Genomic DNA, 21,419 nt, shown 5'->3' with positions numbered 1-21,419 from the left:
CTACTAGCGCTTCTTCTTGCCGGTCGAACGGCGACGGACGATGAGCTTGTCACTCGGCTTGTTGGGCCGACGGGTGCGGCCCTCTGCCTGGCCCCAGGGGCTGACGGGGTGGCGGCCACCGCTCGTCTTGCCCTCGCCACCACCGTGCGGGTGGTCGACCGGGTTCATCGCGACACCGCGGACGGTCGGGCGGACACCGAGCCAGCGCTTGCGGCCGGCCTTGCCCCAGTTGATGTTCGACTGCTCGGCGTTGCCGACCTCGCCGATCGTTGCGCGGCAGCGCGCGTCGACGTTGCGGATCTCGCCCGACGGCAGGCGGAGCTGCACGTAGGGGCCGTCCTTCGCGACCAGACGCACCGAGGCGCCCGCCGAACGAGCCATCTTGGCGCCGCCGCCGGGGCGGAGCTCCACTGCGTGGATGACCGTACCGGTGGGGATGTTGCGCATCGGCAGGTTGTTGCCCGGCTTGATGTCGGCGCCTGCGCCCGACTCCACGACGTCGCCCTGTCCGAGCTTGTTCGGGGCCAGGATGTAGCGCTTCGTGCCGTCCTCGAAGTGCAGCAGCGCGATGCGCGCCGTGCGGTTGGGGTCGTACTCGATGTGCGCGACGCGGGCGTTCACGCCGTCCTTGTCATTGCGACGGAAGTCGATGACGCGGTACTGGCGCTTGTGACCGCCACCGATGTGCCGCGTGGTGATGCGACCGGTGTTGTTGCGGCCGCCCGTCTTGGGCAGCGGGCGGAGCAGCGACTTCTCGGGCGTCGACCGTGTGATCTCAGCGAAGTCGGCGACGGACGAGCCTCGACGACCCGGGGTCGTCGGCTTGTACTTGCGAATAGCCATGTTCTCGTTCCTTCAGTCTCAGCCGACAGCCGTGAAGATGTCGATCGAGCCGGACTTCAGCTTGACGATGGCGCGCTTGGTGTCCTTGCGCTTGCCGGTGCCGAAGCGGGTGCGGCGCGACTTCCCGATGCGGTTCAGTGTGTTGACGCGCTCGACCTTGACGCTGAAGATCTTCTCGATGGCGAGCTTGATCTCCGTCTTGGTGGCACGAGGGTCGACCTCGAACGTGTAGCTGCCCATGTCGATGAGCGCGTAGCTCTTCTCCGACACGATCGGTCGGATGATGACGTCGCGAGGGTCCTTGTTGTAGCCGCTCATCAGTTGTCCTTCTCTGCCTTGTCAGCCTTCGAGGCCTTGCCGGCCTCGGCGAAGCCTGCGGCCTCAGCGGCCTCTGCGGTGCGGAACCACACTTCGGCCTCGGTCTGGTCGTACCAGCGACCGCCGGGGCGGTGGAACTTCATCGAGTCGGCGTTGCCCTTGATCTCGAAGCCCTCGGGTGCCGAGCCGTCCTCCAGCGCGGCGTGCGAGTCGGCGCCGAAGTCAGCGGCGGCAGCAGCCGGCGCGTCCTCGACGACCTCGACCTTGGCCGGCTTCTCAGCCTTCTCGGCCTTGGCGGGCTGCGCAGCCTTGGGAGCTGCGGCGACCTCTGCCTTCGCGCCCGACTTCGCGGCGACGAACGCCTCGTAGGCCGGCTGCGAGAAGACGATGTCGTCGCTGACGAGCACGTCGTAGGCGTTGAGCTGGTCCCACGTGAGCACGTGCACCTCGGGGAGGTTGCGCACCGAGGTGAACGCCGTCTCCTCCGCGCGGTCCAGCACGATCAGCACGTTCTTGGCGACACCGAGTGCCGTGAGCATCTCGACCGCGACACGGGTCTTGGGCGTCTCGCCTGCGAACGCCTCGACGACGTGCAGCTTGCCGCCGCGAGCGCGGTCGGAGAGCGCGCCGAGCAGGGCTGCGGCGATCATCTTCTTGGGCGTGCGCTGCGAGTAGTCGCGCGGCACGGGGCCGTGGACGATGCCGCCGCCGCGGTGCTGCGGCATGCGGATCGAGCCCTGACGGGCGCGGCCCGTGCCCTTCTGCTTGTGGGGCTTGGCGCCGGAGCCGGAGACCTCGCCGCGACCCTTGACCGCGTGGGTGCCCTGACGGGCGGCAGCCAGCTGCGCCACGACGACCTGGTGGATGAGCGGAACGTTCGTCTGCACGTCGAAGATGCTCGCGGGCAGCTCGATCGAGCCTGCCTGCTTGCCCTCGGCGTTGACGATGGCGACCTGTGCAGTCATGCTCAGGCTCCCTTCACAGCGTTGCGGACGAACACAAGACGGCCGCGAGCGCCGGGGACGGCGCCCTTGACGAGCATGAGACCCTGCTCGGCGTCGACCGAGTGGATCGTGAGGTTCAGCACCGAGACGCGGTCCGTGCCCATGCGGCCGGGCATGCGCTTGCCGCGGAAGACGCGGCTGGGCGTTGCCGAGGCACCGATGGAGCCGGGCTTGCGGTGGTTGCGGTGGGCACCGTGCGAGGCGGAGACGCCGGCGAAGTTGTGACGCTTCATGACACCGGCGAAGCCCTTGCCCTTGGACGTGCCGACGACGTCGACCTTCTGGCCGACGCCGAACAGGTCGACCGTCAGCTCCTGGCCGAGCTCGTACTCAGCGGCGTTGTCCGTGCGGACCTCGGTGATGTGGCGGCGCGGCGTGACGCCGGCGGCCTCGAAGTGGCCGGCAGCGGGCTTGTTGACCTTGCGCGGGTCGATCTGGCCGGCGGCGATCTGGATGGCTGCGTAGCCGTCCTTCTCGGGCGTGCGGATCTGCGTGACCACGTTCGGCGTGATCTCGAGCACCGTGACCGGGACGAGCTTGTTCTGCTCATCCCAGACCTGGGTCATCCCGAGCTTCTTGCCGAGCAGGCCGCGAGTCGTCATGATCTTCGACATGGCGTTCCTTAGAGCTTGATCTCGATGTTGACGTCAGCGGGCAGGTCGAGGCGCATGAGCGAGTCGACAGCCTTCGGCGTCGGGTCGATGATGTCGATGAGTCGCTTGTGCGTGCGCTTCTCGAAGTGCTCGCGGCTGTCCTTGTACTTGTGAGGTGAACGGATCACCACGACCACGTTCTTCTCGGTCGGCAGCGGCACAGGGCCCACCACCGTCGCGCCCGCACGGGTCACGGTGTCGACGATCTTGCGCGCCGAAGAGTCGATGACCTCGTGGTCGTACGACTTCAGTCGGATGCGGATCTTCTGTCCCGCCATGGCTGACTCTCTTCCTGTCGACGCAGCCGTTCAGGCTGCTCGCAACGCACTGCTCGAGTGCACCGCTGTTCTTCTGTCAATGCCCACAAGGGGCGCGCACCGATGCCGAGCACGGCCATGCCGCACTCGAATCCGGTGAAGTTCTCGTTGGGGCTGCCCGCGGCCCAGGTTCGTGATCGACCTGTGCACAGCCAGAGCAGTGAGCGACCTGAAACGCCGCGTTTGCAACCTGTCGATTCTCGCACGGATGCAGAGGTTCGTGCAACCCGGGCGTGTCGTGCGTGCTCCCCCGTGCTCGCGCGGCTCGGACCGGCCCGTGCCGGCACAGCAGAAGGGGGACGGGACCGAAGCCCCATCCCCCTCCTCTGCAGCGACTACTACTGCTGCTGCTGCTCCTGCTGGTCCTGCTGGCCGATGAAGCCGTCAGCCTGCTGCTGCACGCCATCGGTGTGCTCGGCGAACTTGCCGCCGGTCAGCTTGTCGAAGCCGTCGCCGGCCCCCTGGATGGCCTGGTCGCTCATCTGCTCGCCCTGCTCGCTGTTGAGCGCTTCCTTGCCCTTGTTGACGAGATCTTCGAAGCCCATGTGCACTCCCTCGGTTGTCGCCGCGCTGTTCGCGGCTTCCGCGCACACAGAACCACACTTGCCTGGCAAGCGCCACCCCTCGCGGGGCACTGCGGCGCCGGCTCAGAGGCCGCGCATCGTGAACGCCCGCGAGAGCGCGGTGCGCGCGGGCGGCAGCGCGAGCGCACGCGCGAACGCGAGCCGAGCACCGAGCGCGACCCCTGATGCGGGCGCTCCCATCGCCATGTTCCAGGCCGCCCGCCGGATGGCCAGCTCGGCGGATCGACGTCGGGCGCGCGCGTAGCGCTCGATCTCGCTCGCGTCGACGGGGCCGCCGGCGAGCATCCGGTCGAGCGCGAGCGCGTCGAGCCACCCGAGGCTCATGCCCTGGCCGCCGATGGGGCTCACCTCATGCGCCGCATCCCCCACGAGCACCACGCGGCCGTGCGCGCAGCGGGCCACGATCCGCTGCTGCGCGACGAACGTGCTCACGCGCGCGGCGGCCGGCAGCAGCGGCGGCTCCCGAAGGCGCGCGTCGAGGATCGACTGGAAGGCCTCGATCGGCATGTCGTCTGCGGGTGCAGCCAGCCGCGCGACCCACCGCCGCATGCCGCCTGGCATGGGGAACGACTCGACGATGCCGTCAGGCTCGAGGTGCAGCAGGGCCGCGTCGGCCGCAGCCGGGTCCGTCCGCGCAGCGGCATCCTCCATCGCATCGACCATCGCGTAGGCACCGAGGCCTCGTCGCGGGAGCCAGTCGATGCCCAGCAGCTCGCGCACGGTGCTGCGCACGCCGTCGGCGCCGACCAGCCAGTCGACGACGAGCCGCCGACCGTCGGCGAGCGCCATCTCGACGGACGCGCTCCCTGGGCTGAGCGCCACGACCTCGGCACCGGATCGCAGCGCACCCGGAGACAGCGCAGCCAGTCGCTCGCGCAGCAGCGTCTCGGTGCGCAGCTGCGGCAGCGAGCGGATCGGCTCGGCAGAGAGCCGCAGCCCCGCGACCTCGCGGCCGCCGCTGAGGGCGATGCCTCGACGGATGGGCGCGCCCTCGCGCCTGATCGACGCGCCCACGCCGGCCACGTCGAGGGCTGCGAGGCCCGGCGGATGGATGCCGATCGCGCGCGCGGACGTCGACGGCTGCCCGCGTCGCTCGAGCACCACCACATCGACGCCGCGCTGCGCCAGCAGGCACGCGAGCAGCAGCCCGACGGCGCCCCCGCCGACGACCGCGACCTCGTGCCGCCCGGTCATGGCGCTCCTGGGCCGACCAGCGCGACCTCGCGCCGCCCCGTCACCGCGCGCCCCAGACCAGCTCGAGCCGCGAGGGGAATCCGCGCTGCACCCGCCAGCCGGCGGGCGCGGCCGCGGAGAGCTCGCTCGGCGTGTGGCTGCGGCGGATGGACGCGAGGCCGTCGGAGCGGATGAACGAGTCGCGCAGCAGCGTGCCCTGAAACGGCAGCGTGCCCGCGGCGAATGCGAGGTAGCCGAGCGCGGATCGCGCGATGTCGCCGTGCACGGCCACGCCTCCCGGTGCGACGAGCCGCTCGGAGTCGGCGAGGATCGCGCCGAGCTCGCGCGGCGCGAGGTGGTGGAGCACGTGGCCGGAGACGACGACGTCGAAGCGCGCCCCGGCCCGAGCGAGCTCACGCGTCGTCGTCTGCCGCAGCTCCAGCCCCCGCATGCCCCGGAGCCCGGCCGCGAAGGCGATCGCGCGCGGGTCGGGGTCGATCGCGACCACCTCGAGCGTGCCGGGCTCGCGCGCGGCCCAGCGCAGCAGGCGCCGGGGCAGGTCGGCGCCGCCCGTGCCGACGTCGAGCAGCCGCACGCGCGATCCGGTGCGCAGCCGGGGGCGGATCCACCGCCGGTACAGCGCGCCGCGGCCGGAGACGACCGCGTTCACGAGGTCGAAGCGGGCGTAGGTGCGGGCGAGCATGTCGGGGTCGCATGCCGGGTCGTCCATGACCTCGTGCGCGTCAGGATCGCGCCGCCGCAGTCCGCTCAGCAGCATCTCAGCCGCGGATGGTCAGCAGCGCCGACTCCACCGTCAGCCCCGGCCCGAACGCCATCGCCGCCACCCGGTCCCCGTCGGTCGCCGCGGGATCCCGCAGGATGCGCTCGAGCACGAACAGCACCGTGGCGCTCGACATGTTGCCGTAGTCGCGCAGCGTCTCGCGCGCGGGCACGAGCTGCGCCTCGCTCAGCACGAGCGTCGACTCGACCCGGTCGAGGATGCTGCGGCCGCCGGGATGGATCGCCCAGTGCTCGATCGCGCCACCCGCGCGCCCCTCCGCGAGCGCCTCGCCGAGCGCCGGCTCCGCCGCCAGCAGCGGCGCGATCGCGCCGGTGACGTGCTCGCCGATGATCGACGGGATCGCGTTCGAGAGCACCATCTCGAAGCCGTGGTCGCCGATGCGCCATGCCATGTCGCCCTCACCCTGCGGTGTGGTGCGCGTCGCGAAGGCGTCGAGCTGCAGCGCGCGCTCGCGCTCGCCCGGCGGCCGGGCCGTCACGAGCGCCGCCCCCGCCCCATCGCCGAACAGCGAGGTCGCGACGATCGTGTCGGGGTCGTTCGAGGTGCGCAGGTGCAGCGTGCACAGCTCGACGCTCACGACCAGCACGACCGCATCCGCATCGGCCTCGCACAGCTGCTTCGCGAGCCGCAGCGCGGGCACCGCGGCGTAGCACCCCATGAAGCCCAGGTGGTAGCGCTGCACGCCGGCCCGCAGCCCGAGGTCGCGCGCGAGCACGAAGTCGGGCCCGGGCGCGTAGAAGCCGGTGCACGAGACGGTGACGACGTGCGTCACATCGGCCGGCTCGAGACCGTCGACCGCGTCGAGCGCAGCCCGGCCGGCCTCGACGTACAGCCGGCTGGCGTGCGTCTCGTAGCGGTCGTTGCGCAGCCTGGTGCCGGGGTCGAGCAGCAGGCCGGAGTCGCGGTCGAAGAACTCGGGCTCCGCCGTCGCGGGGCCGTCGAGGGTGAGCTCGTCGATCACGGTGTAGCGGCGCTCGATGCCGGAGACCCCGAACGAGGTGCTCACGATGCGCTGCGCGAGCCGGCTCAGGCCCGGCTGCGACGCGAAGACCTCGGCGACCTGCGGCTGCGAGAGCTCGGTCGACGGCACCGCTGTGGACAGGCCTCGCATCGTCACGGTCATGGCGCGAGGGTAATGGGGCACGCTGTGGGTTCGCCCGACGGGCGCGCGCAGCGCAGCCGGCTCGACCTCGCTCAGCCGCCGCAGCTCAGACGACCCGCTCGCCTGCGCGCCAGACGCCGCTCGTGAGCGGCACCCCCGGCCGGTAGGCCAGGTGCGTGATCGACGGAGCATCGAGCACCTGCAGGTCGGCGCGGGCACCGGGGCGGATGCGTCCCAGCGGCAGGCGGGCACGCCCGGCGCCCGAGGCGGCCGGGCCGGGCGTGCCACGCCCGCCGGAACCGGCGACGCGCACCGGCGCGGCCGCGGGCTCGTCGCCGTCGAGCCCGAGGGCGACGGCACCGCCGAGCGTCGCCGCCCGCACCGCCTCCTCGACCGTCAGCCCCATCTGCAGCACGGCGGTCGCGACGCAGAACGCCATCGACGTCGTGTAGCTGGTGCCGGGATTGCAGTTCGTCGCGATCGCGATCACGGCGCCCGCGTCGACCAGCCGCCGCGCGGGCGCGAGCGGCATGCGGGTGGAGAGGTCGCAGGCGGGCAGCACGGTGGCGACGGTGCCGGTGCCGCCCTGCCAGGTCTCCGCGAGCATCCGCACCTCGTCGTCGTCGAGGAAGGCGACGTGGTCGACGCTCGCGGCGCCGAGCTCGACCGCGAGCCGAACGCCCGGGCCGGGGCCGAGCTGGTTGCCGTGCACCCGCAGCGCGAGCCCCGCGGCGCGGCCCGCCTCGAGCACTCGGCGCGACTGCGCCTCGTCGAAGGCCCCGCGCTCGCAGAAGACGTCGATCGCATCGACGTGCGGCCCGACCGCCGTCAGCATCTCGCCCGTCACCAGGTCGACGTAGGCATCCGCCCCGCCGCGCTCGGCCCAGTCCTGCGGCACCAGGTGCGCGCCGAGGAACGTCACCGAGTCGGCGCGGGTCGCGGCGATGCGGGCGCTGCGCAGCTCGTCGGCGACGGTCAGCCCGTAGCCGGTCTTGGTCTCGAAGGCGGTGGTGCCGCCCCGCAGCATCTCGTCGGCGAGCCGGTCGAGGTTGGCGGTGAGCGCTTCGTCGCTCGCGGCGCGGGTGGCGCCCACCGTCACACCGATGCCACCCGCCGCGTAGGCCTCGCCCGCCATGCGCGCCTCGAACTCGGCGGTGCGGTCGCCGGCGAACACCAGGTGGGTGTGGCTGTCGACCCAGCCGGGCAGCACCGCGCGGCCCTCGACGTCGACGCGCTCGTCGGCGGCCGGTGCGGCGGATGCCTCACCCACCCACGCGATCACGTCGTGGTCGACCACCAGGGCCGCATCGCGCATCCGCCCGCGCTCGTCGTCGTTGGTGGTCAGCTCGCCGATGCCGGTGATCAGGGTGGTGCTCATCGCCGCGCCTCTCGCTCGGGCGCGGTGAAGGTCGTCGACACGGCCGAGTACCCGTACGCCCGACGCGGCATCCACGCCTCCGCGTGGTCGAGCAGCCCGGCTGCGAGCAGGGCGCCACCGCCGACGGCGAAGGCGACGGATGCCTCGATGTCGCGGGCGAGGAAGCGGTCGGGCCCGACGCCCGGCACCAGCCGGCGGAGCGCCTCGATGACCCGCCCGGTGCGGGGTCCGGGAGCGTCGTCGCGCAGCTCGATGCCGCGCGCGGCGGTCATGATCTCGATCGCGAGCACGCGGCCGAGGCCGTCGACGGCGCGGCGCAGCTTGCGCGCGGCGCCCCAGCCCATCGAGACGTGATCCTCCTGCATGGCGCTCGAGGGGATCGAGTCGACCGATGCCGGGCTCGCGAGGCGCTTGAGCTCGGAGACGATGCCGGCCTGCGTGTACTGCGCGATCATCAGGCCCGAGTCGACGCCTGGGTCGCCGGCGAGGAACGGCGGCAGCCCGAAGGAGCGCGCCGGGTCGAGGAAGCGGTCGCTGCGGCGCTCGCTCATCGAGGCGACATCCGCGATCGAGATGGCGAGGAAGTCGAGCACGGCGGCGACCGGCGCCCCGTGGAAGTTGCCGTTCGAGACCACGCGGCCGTCGGGCAGCACCACCGGGTTGTCGATCGCGCTCGCCAGCTCGATCTCGGCGACGCGGGCGGCGTGCGCGGCGGTGTCGCGCGCCGTGCCGTGCACCTGCGGCGCGCAGCGCAGCGAGTAGGCGTCCTGCACGCGGGTGTCCTCCGGCCCCTTGTGGCTCGCGACGATGGGGCTGTCGGCCAGCAGCGCGGCGATGTTCGCGGCGCTGGCGGCCTGGCCGGGGTGCGGGCGCAGCGCCATCAGCTCGGGCGCGAAGGGCGCATCGGTGCCGAGCAGCCCCTCGACGCTCATCGCCGCGGCGAGGTCGGCCGTGTCGAGCAGCTTGTCGAGGTCAGCGAGCGCCAGGCACAGCATCGCCAGCATGCCGTCGGTGCCGTTGACGAGCGCCAGCCCCTCCTTCTCGGCCAGCACGACGGGCGTGAGGCCGGCCCGAGCAAGCGCCTCGGAGGCGTCGAGGAGCTCGGTGGCCGGCTCGAGCGGCCCCTCGCCCCGGCGGTCGACGCGCACGGTGCCCTCCCCCATCGCGGCGAGGGCGATGTGCGACAGCGGCGCGAGGTCGCCCGAGCAGCCGAGCGAGCCGTACTCGCCGATGACGGGGTGGATGCCGGCGTTGAGCATGCCGGCGTAGAGCTCTGCCGTCGCGCGGCGGATGCCGGTGCGGCCGGTCGCGAGCGTCTGCAGCCGCAGCAGCATGAGCCCGCGCACCACCTCGCGCTCGATCTCCTCGCCGCTCGACGCGGCGTGCGAGCGGATGAGCGACTGCTGCAGGCGTGTGCGGTCCTCCGGTGCGATGGCCGTGTTGGCGAGCGCACCGAATCCGGTGGAGATGCCGTAGTGCGGGCTGGTCTCGGCAGCAAGAGAGTCGATCACGGCGCGCGAGGCGTCGATGCGCTCGAGCGCCGCGGCGCTCAGCTCGACGCGCGCGTCGAACCGGGCGACCTGCACGACCTCGTGCCGGGTGAGGGGGGAGTCTCCGAGAACCACAGTCATGGCCCCATTCCATCTGCGAAGCCGGTCACGCGCATCCGCTTCGGTCATACTCGTGTCTGAGATCTCAGACTCGGAGGCGATCATGGCGATGGCGCGGATGCCGGCGGCCAGGAGCGCGCTGCGCGTGCTGTCGCTGCTCGCAGAGCAGGCCGGGCCGGTGCGCGCGGCGACCATCGCCCGCGAGCTCGGGCTGCCCCGGTCGAGCGCCTACCAGCTGCTGCAGGTGATGCGCGACGAGGGCTTCCTCGTGCACTACCCGGAGCTGGGCGCGTGGGGCGCGAGCGCGCGGGTGCAGCAGATCGGCTCGCGGGTGGCAGCGGCGACCAGGCTCGAGCGCCTCGCGCAGCCGCTGCTCGACGGCCTCGTGCGCACCGCGCCGGTGCCGGTCACCAGCCACCTGGCCGTGCTGGCCGGCAGCGATGTCGCCTACGCGGGCCGGGGCGAGGGTCGGCGCTCGCCCGCGACCGTCTCGAACGTCGGGGTGCGGCTGCCCGCGGTGCGCACGGCGACCGGCAGGGCGATGCTGGCAGCGCTCGGCGACCAGCAGGTGCGCGCGCTCATCCCCCACGACCGCGACCTGGCGGGTGAGCGGCCGGCGACGCGCTCGGCCCTGACGACGCTGCTCGCCGGGGTGCGGCGGCGCGGCTGGGCGAGGGAGGACGGCGAGGTGGATGCGGCCTACGGCTCCGTCGCCGCCGCCGCGCGCGACGCCGCCGGCTATCCCGCCGCGGCCGTCGGGCTGACCTTCCGGCTGGCGGCGCTGGCGCCCAGTGACTGGGAGATGCTCGGCAGCGGCGCTTCGGCTCAGGCGGGCCGCTCGTCGGCGTCGGGCCCGGACGGCGGGGAGTCTGCCAGCGCGGCCTCGGAGGCATCGTCGGGCTGCAGCTCCGGCTTGTCCATCGCGTGCGTCCGATCGATCACGGCCTGCGCCCGATCGGCCTGCTCGTCGTAGGAAGCGCCGGTGGTGTCGTCGACGAAGTCCCGGCTCCCGTCGACGTCTGCACCCGGCAGCTCGACATCAGGCTCGTCCTCGTCGCGGCGGTCGTCGTCCTGCGGTTGGTACTCAGCCATCTCGCACCCCTCTCGTGACGCGGCGGCGGTGCGCCGCCTGCTGACAGCACACCACGCCGAGCGCCGCCAGGCAATGGCGACGCTCGGCGTGCGGATCAGGCGAGCCGGCTCGTCACCGGCGTCGGGTTCGAGAAGAGGTCGTGCACGGGGCAGTGCGCGTCGACGACGCGGCGCAGCTCGTCGAACTGCTCGGCCTCGTGCGGGCCGTCGATGTCGACGACGATCTCGATGCCCGCGAGCCCCGGTCGCACGTCGTCGGCGCCGAACAGGCCGCGCACATCCAGGTCGCCCTCGGCGCGCAGCTCGAGGCTGTCGATAGTGAGCCCGAGGCGCTGCGCGTAGAGGCGGTAGACGACGGTCTGGCACGCGAGCAGCGCACCGAGCGCGGCCTCCACCGGGCTCGTGCCCGCGTCGTCGCCGGCCAGCGCCGCCGGCTCATCGATCAGCCACTCGTGGCGGCCGGCGCGGACGCGCGTGGCGACCGAGCCCTGCGCCGTACCGGCGGCGGCGACGACCAGGCGGCCGTTCGCGGGGTCGGCGGCGAGGCGCTCGCCCCAGGCCTGCTCGGCCCGCTCGAGGCGCTGCGTGCGCTCGTCGGCGGTGACGTCGACGGCGGGGGTGGCGGTGGATGCGGTGGCGATGCTCATGGGGTCTCCTTCGGTCGGGAGTCCACACGCTACGGAGGAACGCGGCGGGCCCGGAAGCCCACCGCGTCACCGATCGTCATGCCGCGTCACGCGGCGTCACGGAGTTGCTCAGCCGCCCGGCGGAGGCGTCGGGTCGGCGGGCCATTCGGGCGCCACGGGCGGCGGACCCAAGGGGGCCTCCGGCGCGCTCGGTGCACCGGGTGCGCCGGGGCCCACGCGCACGGGAGGCTCCTGCTCCGGCGGATCCGCGGCCGTCGGCATGCCGACGCCGCTCATCGCACGGCTCCGCTGTCGGCGGGGTCGTCGTTGCCCGGCTGCGCTCCTGGCGGTGGCGCGATGCCGGTGTCGCTGGCGCCAGCGTCGTCGGCGTCCGCCCAGTTGCCGCCGGTGCGGTCGGTGTCGGCTGCGCCGACGCCGAAGGCATCGGGCCCGCCCGTCTCGGAGCCGACGGGCTCGTTGGTGGGCGCCTGCGTGCCGGGGGCGACCGAGTCGTCTGCGACATCATCCGCGGCGCCGCCGGCCTCCGCCTCCTCTGCGGCAGCCCGGTCGGGTCGCTCGCCGGGCTGCTGCACCAGCTCGTGCTCCTGGTCGAACGCCGCGAGCCCTGCGTCGGCGATGTCGTCGGTCCCGGTCATCTCGCACCTCCTGTGCCGAGCGGGCGGCGGTCGCCCGCGCACCTGCCAGCCAAGCCGATCCGGCCCTCGCCCGCCAGTCCCCAAAGCGGCTCAGCGCCTTCCGGGGCGGAGGTCAGTCGATCAGCCACCAGATGCCGGCCACCGCCTGCGCGGTCGCGATCAGCAGCGCGATCGTGATCAGCACCACGTGCACGGTCAGGAACCGCGTCGGCCTGCCGTGCGCATCCCTTGCCCGCTCGTCCTTCGCGACCCGTCGCAGGAACGTCGGCCAGACGAGCAGGCTGAAGGCGGCGCCGATCAGCAGCAGCACGGCGCCGACGACGCCGACCGCATCACTCATCGCGGGCCGGATCGTCGCCGCGCGCGTGGGCGATGCGGATCAGCTCCCGCAGCACGGCCTCGTCGACCTGCTCGAGCCGCTTCACGTACACGCAGCCGGCGCCTTCCGTGTAGCCGCCCAGCTGCGGCAGCAACGCCGCACCCTCGGGCAGATCCTTCAGTCCGTAGAGCGAGAGCGCCCCCTTGCGCGGCGAGAAGCCCACCTTCGGCCACTCGCCCTCGGCGCGTGAGGTCTTCGAGGGCGACACGTAGCGGTAGCTGCCGAAGCCGACGATCGACGGGCCCCACAGCACCGGCTCCTCGCCGGTCTCCTCGCGCATGATCGCGGCCAGCCGATGCCCCTCCTCGACTCGCCGAGCCGGCTCGGCCGCATCGAGGAATGCGTCGACGGATGCGCCAGTGGGCTTGGTCTTCTGCTCTGCCATGCGACCATCCTCTGCTGGATCGAGGTCGGCGTCCAAGACGACTGGCCGAAGTCAGCCGGATGCGTCCGAGCACGCAGAAGGGGCTCCGCATCGCGCGGAGCCCCTTCTGTTGTCGTGCAGGTCTTACTTGTTGATCTTCGTGACCGTGCCGGCGCCGACGGTGCGGCCACCCTCACGGATGGCGAAGCCGAGGCCCTCCTCCATGGCGATCGGCTGGATCAGCTCGACCGTCATGTCGGTGGTGTCGCCGGGCATGACCATCTCGGTGCCCTCGGGCAGCGAGATGACGCCGGTGACGTCGGTGGTGCGGAAGTAGAACTGCGGGCGGTAGTTCGTGAAGAACGGGTTGTGGCGGCCGCCCTCGTCCTTGGCGAGGATGTACGCCGTGCCCTCGAAGTTCGTGTGCGGCGTGACCGAGCCCGGCTGCACGACGACCTGGCCGCGCTCGACGTCCTCGCGCTTGGTGCCACGGAGGAGCAGACCGCAGTTCTCGCCGGCCCATGCCTCGTCGAGCTGCTTGTGGAACATCTCGATGCCGGTGACCGTGGTCTTCTGCGTCGGGCGGATGCCGACGATCTCGACCTCGGAGTTGATCTTCAGCGTGCCGCGCTCGGCGCGACCCGTCACGACCGTGCCGCGGCCGGTGATGGTGAAGACGTCCTCGACGGGCATCAGGAACGGACGGTCGCGGTCGCGGACCGGGTCCGGGATGTGCTCGTCAGCGGCTTCCATGAGCTCGATGACAGAGTCGACCCACTTCTGCTCGCCCTCGAGCGCCTTGAGCGCCGAGACGCGGATGACCGGAGCGTTGTCGCCGTCGAAGCTCTGGCTCGAGAGCAGCTCACGGACCTCCAGCTCGACGAGCTCGAGGATCTCCTCGTCGTCGACCATGTCGGACTTGTTGAGCGCGACCATCAGGTACGGCACGCCGACCTGCTTCGCGAGCAGCACGTGCTCGCGGGTCTGCGCCATGGGGCCGTCGGTGGCGGCGACCACGAGGATCGCGCCGTCCATCTGGGCCGCACCCGTGATCATGTTCTTGATGTAGTCAGCGTGACCAGGAGCGTCGACGTGCGCGTAGTGGCGCTTCGGCGTCTCGTACTCGATGTGCGAGATGTTGATCGTGATGCCGCGCTGGCGCTCCTCAGGAGCGGAGTCGATCGTTGCGAAGTCGCGCTGCACGTTGGTCGCCGACGGGTACTTGTCTGCCAGGACCTTCGAGATCGCTGCCGAGAGCGTCGTCTTGCCGTGGTCGACGTGACCGATCGTTCCGATGTTGACGTGCGGCTTGGTCCGCTCGAACTTGGCCTTAGCCACTATGTCCTCCTAGGACTGTTCTCATGAGTGCACCGCCGCATCCGCGGCGATCCTTCGGGGTGGTGTTGATCTATCGTACTTCGACCGCGGTTGCAGGGAAAACCGAAGTCGCAGGCGTGCAGGTCGGGGCGCCGTGGTGGCCGCCCCGACGCGTCACTCGCCCTTGCTCTTCTGGACGATCTCGTCCGAGACGGCCCTGGGGACCTCGGCGTAGCTCGAGAACTCCATCGAGTAGACGGCGCGGCCCGAGGTCTTCGACCGAAGGTCTCCGACGTAGCCGAACATCTCCGACAGTGGCACGTGGGCCTTGATGACCTTCACGCCCTGCGCGTCCTCCATCGACTGGATCTGCCCGCGGCGGGAGTTGAGGTCGCCGATGACGTCGCCCATGTACTCCTCGGGCGTGCGCACCTCGACCGCCATCAGCGGCTCGAGCAGGATCGGCTGGGCCTTGCGGGCAGCCTCCTTGTACGCCATCGATCCGGCGATCTTGAACGCCATCTCCGAGGAGTCGACATCGTGCGCCGCACCGTCGAGCAGCGTCGCCTTGACGCCGACCGTCGGGTAGCCGGCGAGCACGCCGACCTGCATCGCATCCTGCATGCCGGCATCGACCGAGGGGATGTACTCACGAGGCACGCGACCACCGGTGACGGCGTTCACGAACTCGTAGGTGGTCTCCGTGGTGACCTCCATCGGCTCGAGCTTGATCTGCACCTTCGCGAACTGACCGGAACCACCGGTCTGCTTCTTGTGGGTGTAGTCGTACTTCTCGACGGTGCCCTTGATGGTCTCGCGGTACGCGACCTGGGGCTTGCCGACGTTCGCCTCGACGTTGAACTCCCGCTTCATGCGGTCGACCAGGATGTCGAGGTGCAGCTCGCCCATGCCCTTGATGACCGTCTGACCGGTCTCCGGGTTGTTCTCGGTGCGGAAGGTCGGGTCCTCCTCGGCGAGCTTCTGGATGGCGATGGAGAGCTTCTCCTGGTCCGCCTTCGTCTTCGGCTCGATCGCCACCTCGATGACGGGCGCGGGGAAGGTCATCGACTCGAGCACGACCTGGTTGGCCGGGTCGCTGAGCGTGTCGCCCGTCGTCGTGTCCTTGAGGCCGATCACCGCGTAGATGTGCCCCGCGCTCATCGACGCGACAGGGTTCTCCTTGTTGGCGTGCATCTGGAAGATCTTGCCGATGCGCTCCTTCTTGCCCTTGGTCGAGTTCACGACCTGGGCACCGGAGTCCACCTGGCCCGAGTAGACGCGCACGTAGGTCAGGCGACCGAAGAACGGGTGCACGGCGACCTTGAACGCGAGCGCCGCGAACGGCTCGTCACGGTCTGCATGGCGCTCGATGATGAGGTCCTCGTCGCGCACATCGCGGCCCGGGATGGCCGGGACGTCGAGCGGGTTGGGGAGGTAGTCGACGACCGCGTCGAGCATCGGCTGCACGCCGCGGTTCTTGAACGCGGAGCCGCAGAGCACGGGGTAGATCTCGGAGTTGACCGTCATCTTGCGGATGGCGGCCTTGATCTCGGCGACCGAGATCTCCTCGCCCTCGAAGAACTTCTCCATCAGAGCGTCGTCGGTCTCGGCGACCGTCTCGATGAGGGCCGCGCGGTACTCGTCGGCCTTCTCCTTGAGGTCGGCCGGGATCTCCTCGATGGCGTACTCCGCGCCCATCTTCACGTCGCCCTTGGAGTCGCCTCGCCAGGTCTTCGCGTTCATCTCGACCAGGTCGACGACGCCCTCGAAGGAGCTCTCCTCGCCGATCGGCAGCTGCAGCACGAGCGGGCGAGCGCCCAGGCGGTTGATGATCGTGTCGACCGTGAAGTAGAAGTCGGCGCCCAGCTTGTCCATCTTGTTGACGAAGCAGATGCGCGGCACGTCGTACTTGTCGGCCTGTCGCCAGACGGTCTCGGACTGGGGCTCGACGCCCTCCTTGCCGTCGAAGACGGCGACCGCGCCGTCGAGCACGCGGAGCGAGCGCTCGACCTCGACCGTGAAGTCGACGTGGCCGGGGGTGTCGATGATGTTGATCTGGTTGTTGTCCCAGAAGCAGGTCACGGCGGCAGACGTGATCGTGATGCCGCGCTCCTGCTCCTGCTCCATCCAGTCAGTCGTGGCTCCGCCGTCGTGGGTCTCGCCCATCTTGTGATTGACGCCCGTGTAGAACAGGATGCGCTCGGTCGTGGTGGTCTTGCCGGCATCGATGTGCGCCATGATGCCGATGTTGCGGACCTTCGTCAGGTCCGTGAGCACGTCCTGTGCCACAGGGTTCCTCCGATGAGTGGATGGATGCGTTTGGTTGAGCAGTGACCCGGAGTCCGAGACGGACTCCGGCGCTGGTGTCGCGGTGGAGGCCCGAAAGGGCCTCCACCCTCAGCTCCAGCGCGCAGTGATCACCAGCGGTAGTGCGCGAAGGCCTTGTTCGACTCGGCCATCTTGTGCGTGTCCTCGCGGCGCTTCACAGCGGCGCCGAGGCCGTTGGATGCGTCGAGGATCTCGTTCATGAGGCGCTCGGTCATCGTCTTCTCGCGACGAGCCTTGGCGTACGAGACGAGCCAGCGCAGCGCGAGCGTGTTCGCGCGGTGCGGCTTGACCTCGACGGGCACCTGGTAGGTCGAGCCGCCGACGCGGCGCGACTTGACCTCGAGGGTCGGACGGATGTTGTCGAGGCCCTTCTTGAGCACGACGACGGCGTCCTCGCCCGACTTGGTGCCGACGCCTGCGAGCGCGCCGTAGACGATGCGCTCGGCGAGGCCCTTCTTGCCGTCGAGCAGGATCTTGTTGACGAGCTGCGAGACGATCGGTGCGCCGTAGACGGGGTCAGCAACCACCGGGCGCTTGGGTGCGGGTCCCTTGCGAGGCATTACTTCTTCTCCATCTTCGCGCCGTAGCGGCTGCGAGCCTGCTTGCGGTTCTTCACGGCCTGGGTGTCGAGCGCGCCGCGCACGATCTTGTAGCGCACGCCGGGCAGGTCCTTCACACGACCGCCGCGGACGAGCACCATCGAGTGCTCCTGGAGGTTGTGGCCCTCACCGGGGATGTAGGCCGTGACCTCGGTGCCGTTCGAGAGCTTCACGCGCGCGACCTTGCGGAGCGCCGAGTTCGGCTTCTTGGGGGTGGTGGTGTAGACGCGGGTGCAGACGCCGCGCTGCTGGGGGTTCGCCTTCAGTGCCGGCGCCTTGGTCTTGGTGACCTTCGGCGACCGACCCTTGCGGACCAGCTGCTGGATTGTGGGCACGTTGCTTCTTCCTGCTGCACGGTGACAGCGCTTCGATGTGGTTTGCCGGCTCGGCCGGCTCCATCGGTGATCCAGCTCTGACGCTCTCGCGTGCTCCTGGATATGCCGTGGGGGTCTGCGGATAGGCTCCGCAGCCCGAGTGAACTCGTACGCTCCCTGCGCATGACGCAGGGCGCGCATGTGCGCACACCCGCTCAATGTTACCGGTGGCGGGAAATCTGGTCAAGCACGGACATCAGGCCTGCGGCGCGGCGTCCCGATCGAGGGTCCACCACTCGCCCAGCCGCGTCGCGCGGGCACGATTGGCGCCGCACTCGGCAGCGCCTGCGCTCGCTCCGCCAGCGCGATCTCCTCGCGATGCGGCACCGTCGGCCGCGACAGCGTCAGGTGCGCCACCAGCGCAGCCACGCCCACCAGCCCGGTCACGACGATGGGCACGAGCAGGCTCGCGAGCGCGTTCGGCGGCAGCGTGCTCGAGAGCTCGATCAGGCGTCGGTGTCGGCGTCGGCGCGGTCGGTGGCCTCGCGCAGCGCCGCGTCGTCGAGCAGCTCGAGGTCGGTGCGGGTGATGAGGTTCGACATCACCGCATACTCGACCAGCCGCGCCTTGCGGTTCGACGCCAGCCTGCCTGCGCCGCCACGCAGCCCCTGCACCCCGTAGCGGTCGAGCTTGTCGCAGACGTTGTCGAGCTTCCGGTTGAACCGGCTGCTGGTCCACCCCAGTCGGGCTGCGGCCTGCTGACTGGTCGGCATCTCGGCGACACTGACGCCCTCGCGTCGCAGCATCGGCTCGGCGAGCGAGACGATCAGCAGCCGCTGCGCCGGGGTCAGGCTGACGGGTCGCCTGGTCGTCTCGCCGAACGCGGTGACGGGCAGGCCCGAGACCACGTCGTACTGCGCGTCCGGCTGCGCGATCAGCAGCTCGTAGGTCGTCGGCCCCGCCGAGAAGACCACGGTCGAGTCCGGGAACACGAGCGGCAGCCGGGCACCGGGCGAGAGCCATGACTGCACGGTGCCGTCCGCGCTGGAGACGGATGCCGCGATCGTCGATCCGACGTTCGCCAGCCACCACAGACCGCCCTCGGCGAAGATCTGCAGGAACGCGCGATGCAAGTACTGGTTGTCGTCGATCCGCAGGTGGCCCTCGCGGCCGACGATGAAGCGCGTGCCCGGGTCGATGCGGTGCAGCTCGCCGGCGAACTCGAGCGTGATGGCCTGCATCGGCTCAGCCATCGATGCACTGCTCCACCAGCGCCGACGACGCGCCGCTCGCCCGCTCGACGGCGACCTGGATGCAGGTGCGGCCGTCAGGGTCCACAGGCACGCGGATGGTGAGGTCGTCGCTGCGCTCGGTCTGCGCGTTCGCGGCCGACGAATCGACCCGATAGCGCAGCCGGTCGCCCTCCTGCGGCTGCGGGTTGCCCAGCACGAAGACCGCCTCGCCGCTCTCGATGCGCTGCTCCACCAGGATGGGTGCCTGCGGCGGCGGCGCAGCCTGCGCGGGGCCGTCGGTCGGACCGGTCTGCGGCTCGCTCCGCGGGTCGGCGCCGAGCGAGAGCAAGGAGATCGTCAGCACCGTGCCGAGCACGATCGCGATCGAGATCGCGGCCGCGATCCCGCCCCAGCGCGTGCGTCGGCTGCGGACGACCGGCTCAGGCTGCCGCTCGGAGGGCGCGGCCGGCTCCGGCGCCGCGCCGAGCATGGGCACCGGGCGCGGGCCGCCGGGCCGCAGCTCGGTGCGACCGGCGTCGGCGTCCCCCTCGTGCGGGTCGATGTGCACGACGCCCCGGATGCGCGTGGCGCCACCGTCGTCCTCCTCCACCTCGTCCGGCGGCAGGTTCTCGTCGAGCACATCCATCTGCGTCGGCGGCAGGTGCAGCTCTGCCTCCACCTGCTGCAGCGCGCGCCCGAACTCGAGCGCCGTAGCGTGGCGCCGGCGCGGGTCGGGGTGCATCGCCTGCTGCAGGACGGTCTCCAGCGTCTGGGGCACGTCGGCGCGCGCGATCGGTGCCGCCTGCCCGCGCTGGATGCGTCCGATGAGGTCGATCGCCGTGTTGCCGAGGCCCGGCATCTCGAACGGCGTGCGCCCGGCGAGCAGCGTGGCGAGTGTGGCGGCGAGCGAGAAGACGTCCGACTCCCGGCCGGCCCGCGGCGGGGAGTCGAATGCCTCCGGCGGCGACCACGGGATCGACATGCCCTCGCCGCCGGCACGGCTGTCGGAGGCAGCGATGCCGAAGTCGGTCAGCGCCGGCCGGTTGTACGCGGTGACGAGGATGTTGGCCGGCTTGATGTCACGGTGCAGCACCCCGGCGCGGTGCGCCGTCTCGAGCGCACCAGAGATCTGCACGCCGAGCTGCAGCACCTCGGGCACCGCGAAGCGGTCGCGCCGGTAGCGGGAGCCGAGGTTCGGCCTCGGGCAGTACTCCATCGCCAGGTACGGCCGGCCATCCTCGCTCACGGCCGCGCCGAAGATCGTCACGATCGACGGATGCGAGGAGAGCTGGGCCATGATGTTGGCCTCGTGCCGGAAGTCCTCGATGAGGTCGCGGTCGACGAGGTCGGGCAGCAGCACCTTCACCGCCACCGGACGCGTGGGCAGCAGCTGCTGGTACAGGAACACGTCGGCGAAGCCGCCGGATCCGAGCAGCCGGTCGAAGTCGTACCCGGGGATGCTCGGGGGCGGCGATGCGGCGCGCTTGGGACTCATAGAGCCTCGATCGCGACGACCGCGCCGTCGCCCAGATCGAGCCGATCGCCGATCGCGATGATCGTCGGCTGCCCGGCGCGCAGGCGCTGCGGAGGCCTGCCGGGCTGCAGCAGCACCGTGCCGTTGGTGGAGTCGAGGTCGACGGCGACGATCGTCCACTCGTCGCAGCGCACCTCCAGGTGGCTGCGCGAGACATCCTCGTTCGGGCTCTCGACCGCGACCAGGCGCGGCAGGCGGTCGTGCTCGGCTCGCGAGGTGCGGGGCCGGCGACCGACGACGACGCCGCGGCCGAGCGGCACCCGCTCGCCGCTGGGGCTGACCAGCACCGCGAAGTCGGGGCGGTTGCGACGCCCGTCGCTGCCTGCCCGCACGGCGGCCCCGCAGTGCAGGCAACGGGTCGATCCTGGCGGGCTCACGTGACCCTGCTCGCACAGCACCGAGAGCACCAGCGGGCCAGTGGCGGGCATGCTCGAGGGCTCCGGCTCGCCCTGCTGGGTCGCGGTGTGCTCCCCGCGCAGTCGGCGCGCCTCCGCCACGGTCAGCGTGCGACCGTCGTGGTCGCCCAGCGGAGCCGCAGCCTCGGTCGGCGGCTGCGGCGATGACGTCGCCCGCATCGCCTCGTCGATCGCGGGAGCGGGTTCCGCGACAGCGGGGCGCACGAACCCCGGCACCGAGTCGATCAGCCCGCTGAGCCCACCCGGGGCCGTGACGGGGGCGGATGCGGTGCTGGGCTCTGACGCGGATGCGGACGGTGCCGTGAACGCGGGCGACGTCGCTGCAGGCGGTGGAGGCGCCGACGCCGATGGCGCTGGTGCGGAGAGCACCGCGGGTCCTGTCTGCGCGCGCTCGCGACCCGGCATCACCACGGTGTGCTCGTCGATCGGCTCGTCGAATGCCTCCTCGTCCGGCTCGGCTGCGGGCGGCGGCACCACGATTGCCGCGGCCGGCTCCGGCTCGGATGCCGGCACCGGCTCCGGCTGGACAGGCTCCGGCTGGACAGGCTCCCGCTGCGCGGGCTCGGCTGGCGCAGGTGCCGGCGGTGCACCCCATCCGAAGGCGGGCGGACGCAGCGCCGACTCGGTCGGCGCCGCTGCGGGCACCGGCTCGGCAGCGGACGGATCGGGCTGGGCGCCGGGCTCGGGCTCGGGCTCGGGCGTCGAGCCAGGAGCCGCTTCCGCCGCTGGAGCGGACGCGAGATCCGGCGCCGCAGCGGGAGCGGGGGCGGGAGCGGGC

23 protein-coding genes are annotated in these 21,419 nt (G+C 71.4%); 1 reads left to right on the top strand and 22 read right to left on the bottom strand.

Going from position 1 to position 21,419, the window contains the following annotated elements; all coding sequences use genetic code 11:
* Positions 1-3: 3 nt before the first annotated feature.
* The 11 genes from rplB to hutH form a co-directional block, all read right to left on the bottom strand.
* A complete protein-coding gene (gene rplB / locus J1M46_RS13625; protein WP_092915856.1) occupies positions 4-843 on the bottom strand; it encodes a 50S ribosomal protein L2 in 840 nt (279 codons plus the stop codon).
* A gap of 18 nt (positions 844-861) precedes the next feature.
* On the bottom strand, positions 862-1,161 hold the full coding sequence (rplW, locus tag J1M46_RS13620; RefSeq protein ID WP_206448287.1) for a 50S ribosomal protein L23: 300 nt from the start codon (positions 1,159-1,161) through the stop codon (positions 862-864).
* A complete protein-coding gene (gene rplD, locus J1M46_RS13615; RefSeq protein WP_206448286.1) occupies positions 1,161-2,126 on the bottom strand; it encodes a 50S ribosomal protein L4, sunset domain variant in 966 nt (321 codons plus the stop codon). The genes rplW and rplD overlap by 1 nt, the downstream gene beginning before the upstream one ends.
* 2 nt (positions 2,127-2,128) lie before the next feature.
* The gene (rplC, locus tag J1M46_RS13610; RefSeq protein ID WP_206448285.1) at positions 2,129-2,779 is read right to left on the bottom strand and encodes a 50S ribosomal protein L3; all 651 of its coding nucleotides are present in this window, start codon (positions 2,777-2,779) and stop codon (positions 2,129-2,131) included.
* Positions 2,780-2,787: 8 nt separating this feature from the next.
* Entirely contained in the window at positions 2,788-3,096 is a 309-nt protein-coding gene (rpsJ, locus tag J1M46_RS13605) for a 30S ribosomal protein S10 (RefSeq protein ID WP_021010896.1), read from the bottom strand.
* Between the two features lie 377 nt (positions 3,097-3,473).
* A complete protein-coding gene (locus tag J1M46_RS13600; protein ID WP_206448284.1) occupies positions 3,474-3,680 on the bottom strand; it encodes an antitoxin in 207 nt (68 codons plus the stop codon).
* Positions 3,681-3,782: 102 nt separating this feature from the next.
* Positions 3,783-4,913, bottom strand: a complete 1,131-nt coding sequence (locus J1M46_RS13595) for an FAD-dependent oxidoreductase (RefSeq protein ID WP_206448283.1) — start codon at positions 4,911-4,913, stop codon at positions 3,783-3,785.
* 40 nt (positions 4,914-4,953) lie between these two features.
* Positions 4,954-5,670: a methyltransferase domain-containing protein gene (locus J1M46_RS13590; RefSeq protein ID WP_206448282.1), complete on the bottom strand. Its 717-nt coding sequence runs from the start codon at positions 5,668-5,670 to the stop codon at positions 4,954-4,956.
* Position 5,671: 1 nt separating this feature from the next.
* On the bottom strand, positions 5,672-6,817 hold the full coding sequence (locus J1M46_RS13585; protein ID WP_206448281.1) for a type III polyketide synthase: 1,146 nt from the start codon (positions 6,815-6,817) through the stop codon (positions 5,672-5,674).
* 85 nt (positions 6,818-6,902) lie between these two features.
* On the bottom strand, positions 6,903-8,174 hold the full coding sequence (hutI, locus tag J1M46_RS13580) for an imidazolonepropionase (protein WP_206448280.1): 1,272 nt from the start codon (positions 8,172-8,174) through the stop codon (positions 6,903-6,905).
* Positions 8,171-9,805, bottom strand: a complete 1,635-nt coding sequence (hutH, locus tag J1M46_RS13575; RefSeq protein WP_206448279.1) for a histidine ammonia-lyase — start codon at positions 9,803-9,805, stop codon at positions 8,171-8,173. The genes hutI and hutH overlap by 4 nt, the downstream gene beginning before the upstream one ends.
* Before the next feature lie 52 nt (positions 9,806-9,857).
* Between hutH and J1M46_RS13570 the strand changes: the two genes are divergently transcribed.
* The gene (locus J1M46_RS13570) at positions 9,858-10,757 is read left to right on the top strand and encodes an IclR family transcriptional regulator (protein WP_342384385.1); all 900 of its coding nucleotides are present in this window, start codon (positions 9,858-9,860) and stop codon (positions 10,755-10,757) included.
* Between the two features lie 214 nt (positions 10,758-10,971).
* On the opposite strand, the gene J1M46_RS13565 is transcribed toward J1M46_RS13570, so the two are convergent.
* From J1M46_RS13565 to J1M46_RS13515, 11 genes are all read right to left on the bottom strand, one after another.
* Entirely contained in the window at positions 10,972-11,523 is a 552-nt protein-coding gene (locus tag J1M46_RS13565; protein WP_206448278.1) for an OsmC family protein, read from the bottom strand.
* Between the two features lie 272 nt (positions 11,524-11,795).
* Positions 11,796-12,158 carry a hypothetical protein gene (locus J1M46_RS13560; protein ID WP_206448277.1) on the bottom strand — a complete coding sequence of 121 codons (363 nt, stop codon included), beginning with the start codon at positions 12,156-12,158 and terminating at the stop codon, positions 11,796-11,798.
* Positions 12,159-12,270: 112 nt separating this feature from the next.
* Complete coding sequence (locus tag J1M46_RS13555) at positions 12,271-12,498, bottom strand: SCO4848 family membrane protein (RefSeq protein WP_206448276.1); 228 nt, start codon at positions 12,496-12,498, stop codon at positions 12,271-12,273.
* Positions 12,491-12,922, bottom strand: a complete 432-nt coding sequence (locus tag J1M46_RS13550; RefSeq protein ID WP_206448275.1) for a DUF1801 domain-containing protein — start codon at positions 12,920-12,922, stop codon at positions 12,491-12,493. Before J1M46_RS13550 ends, J1M46_RS13555 begins: the two co-directional genes overlap by 8 nt.
* A gap of 123 nt (positions 12,923-13,045) precedes the next feature.
* Positions 13,046-14,239: an elongation factor Tu gene (gene tuf, locus J1M46_RS13545; protein WP_206448274.1), complete on the bottom strand. Its 1,194-nt coding sequence runs from the start codon at positions 14,237-14,239 to the stop codon at positions 13,046-13,048.
* Between the two features lie 153 nt (positions 14,240-14,392).
* A complete protein-coding gene (fusA, locus tag J1M46_RS13540) occupies positions 14,393-16,507 on the bottom strand; it encodes an elongation factor G (protein ID WP_206448273.1) in 2,115 nt (704 codons plus the stop codon).
* A 128-nt stretch (positions 16,508-16,635) separates the two neighbouring features.
* A complete protein-coding gene (gene rpsG / locus J1M46_RS13535; protein WP_092915890.1) occupies positions 16,636-17,106 on the bottom strand; it encodes a 30S ribosomal protein S7 in 471 nt (156 codons plus the stop codon).
* Positions 17,106-17,480 (bottom strand): 30S ribosomal protein S12, encoded by a 375-nt coding sequence (gene rpsL / locus J1M46_RS13530; RefSeq protein ID WP_055787040.1) that lies wholly within the window; start codon positions 17,478-17,480, stop codon positions 17,106-17,108. Before rpsL ends, rpsG begins: the two co-directional genes overlap by 1 nt.
* A gap of 485 nt (positions 17,481-17,965) precedes the next feature.
* Positions 17,966-18,712, bottom strand: a complete 747-nt coding sequence (locus J1M46_RS13525; protein WP_241249128.1) for a hypothetical protein — start codon at positions 18,710-18,712, stop codon at positions 17,966-17,968.
* Complete coding sequence (locus tag J1M46_RS13520) at positions 18,705-20,186, bottom strand: serine/threonine-protein kinase (RefSeq protein WP_206448272.1); 1,482 nt, start codon at positions 20,184-20,186, stop codon at positions 18,705-18,707. The genes J1M46_RS13525 and J1M46_RS13520 overlap by 8 nt, the downstream gene beginning before the upstream one ends.
* Positions 20,183-21,419 (bottom strand): FHA domain-containing protein (locus J1M46_RS13515; protein ID WP_206448271.1); only part of this gene is annotated, 1,237 nt, incomplete at its 5' end. The genes J1M46_RS13515 and J1M46_RS13520, both read right to left, overlap by 4 nt.

The organism is Agrococcus sp. KRD186, from assembly GCF_017168255.1.
Taxonomy (GTDB): domain Bacteria; phylum Actinomycetota; class Actinomycetes; order Actinomycetales; family Microbacteriaceae; genus Agrococcus.
This window is presented reverse-complemented; position numbering and strand designations above follow the sequence as displayed.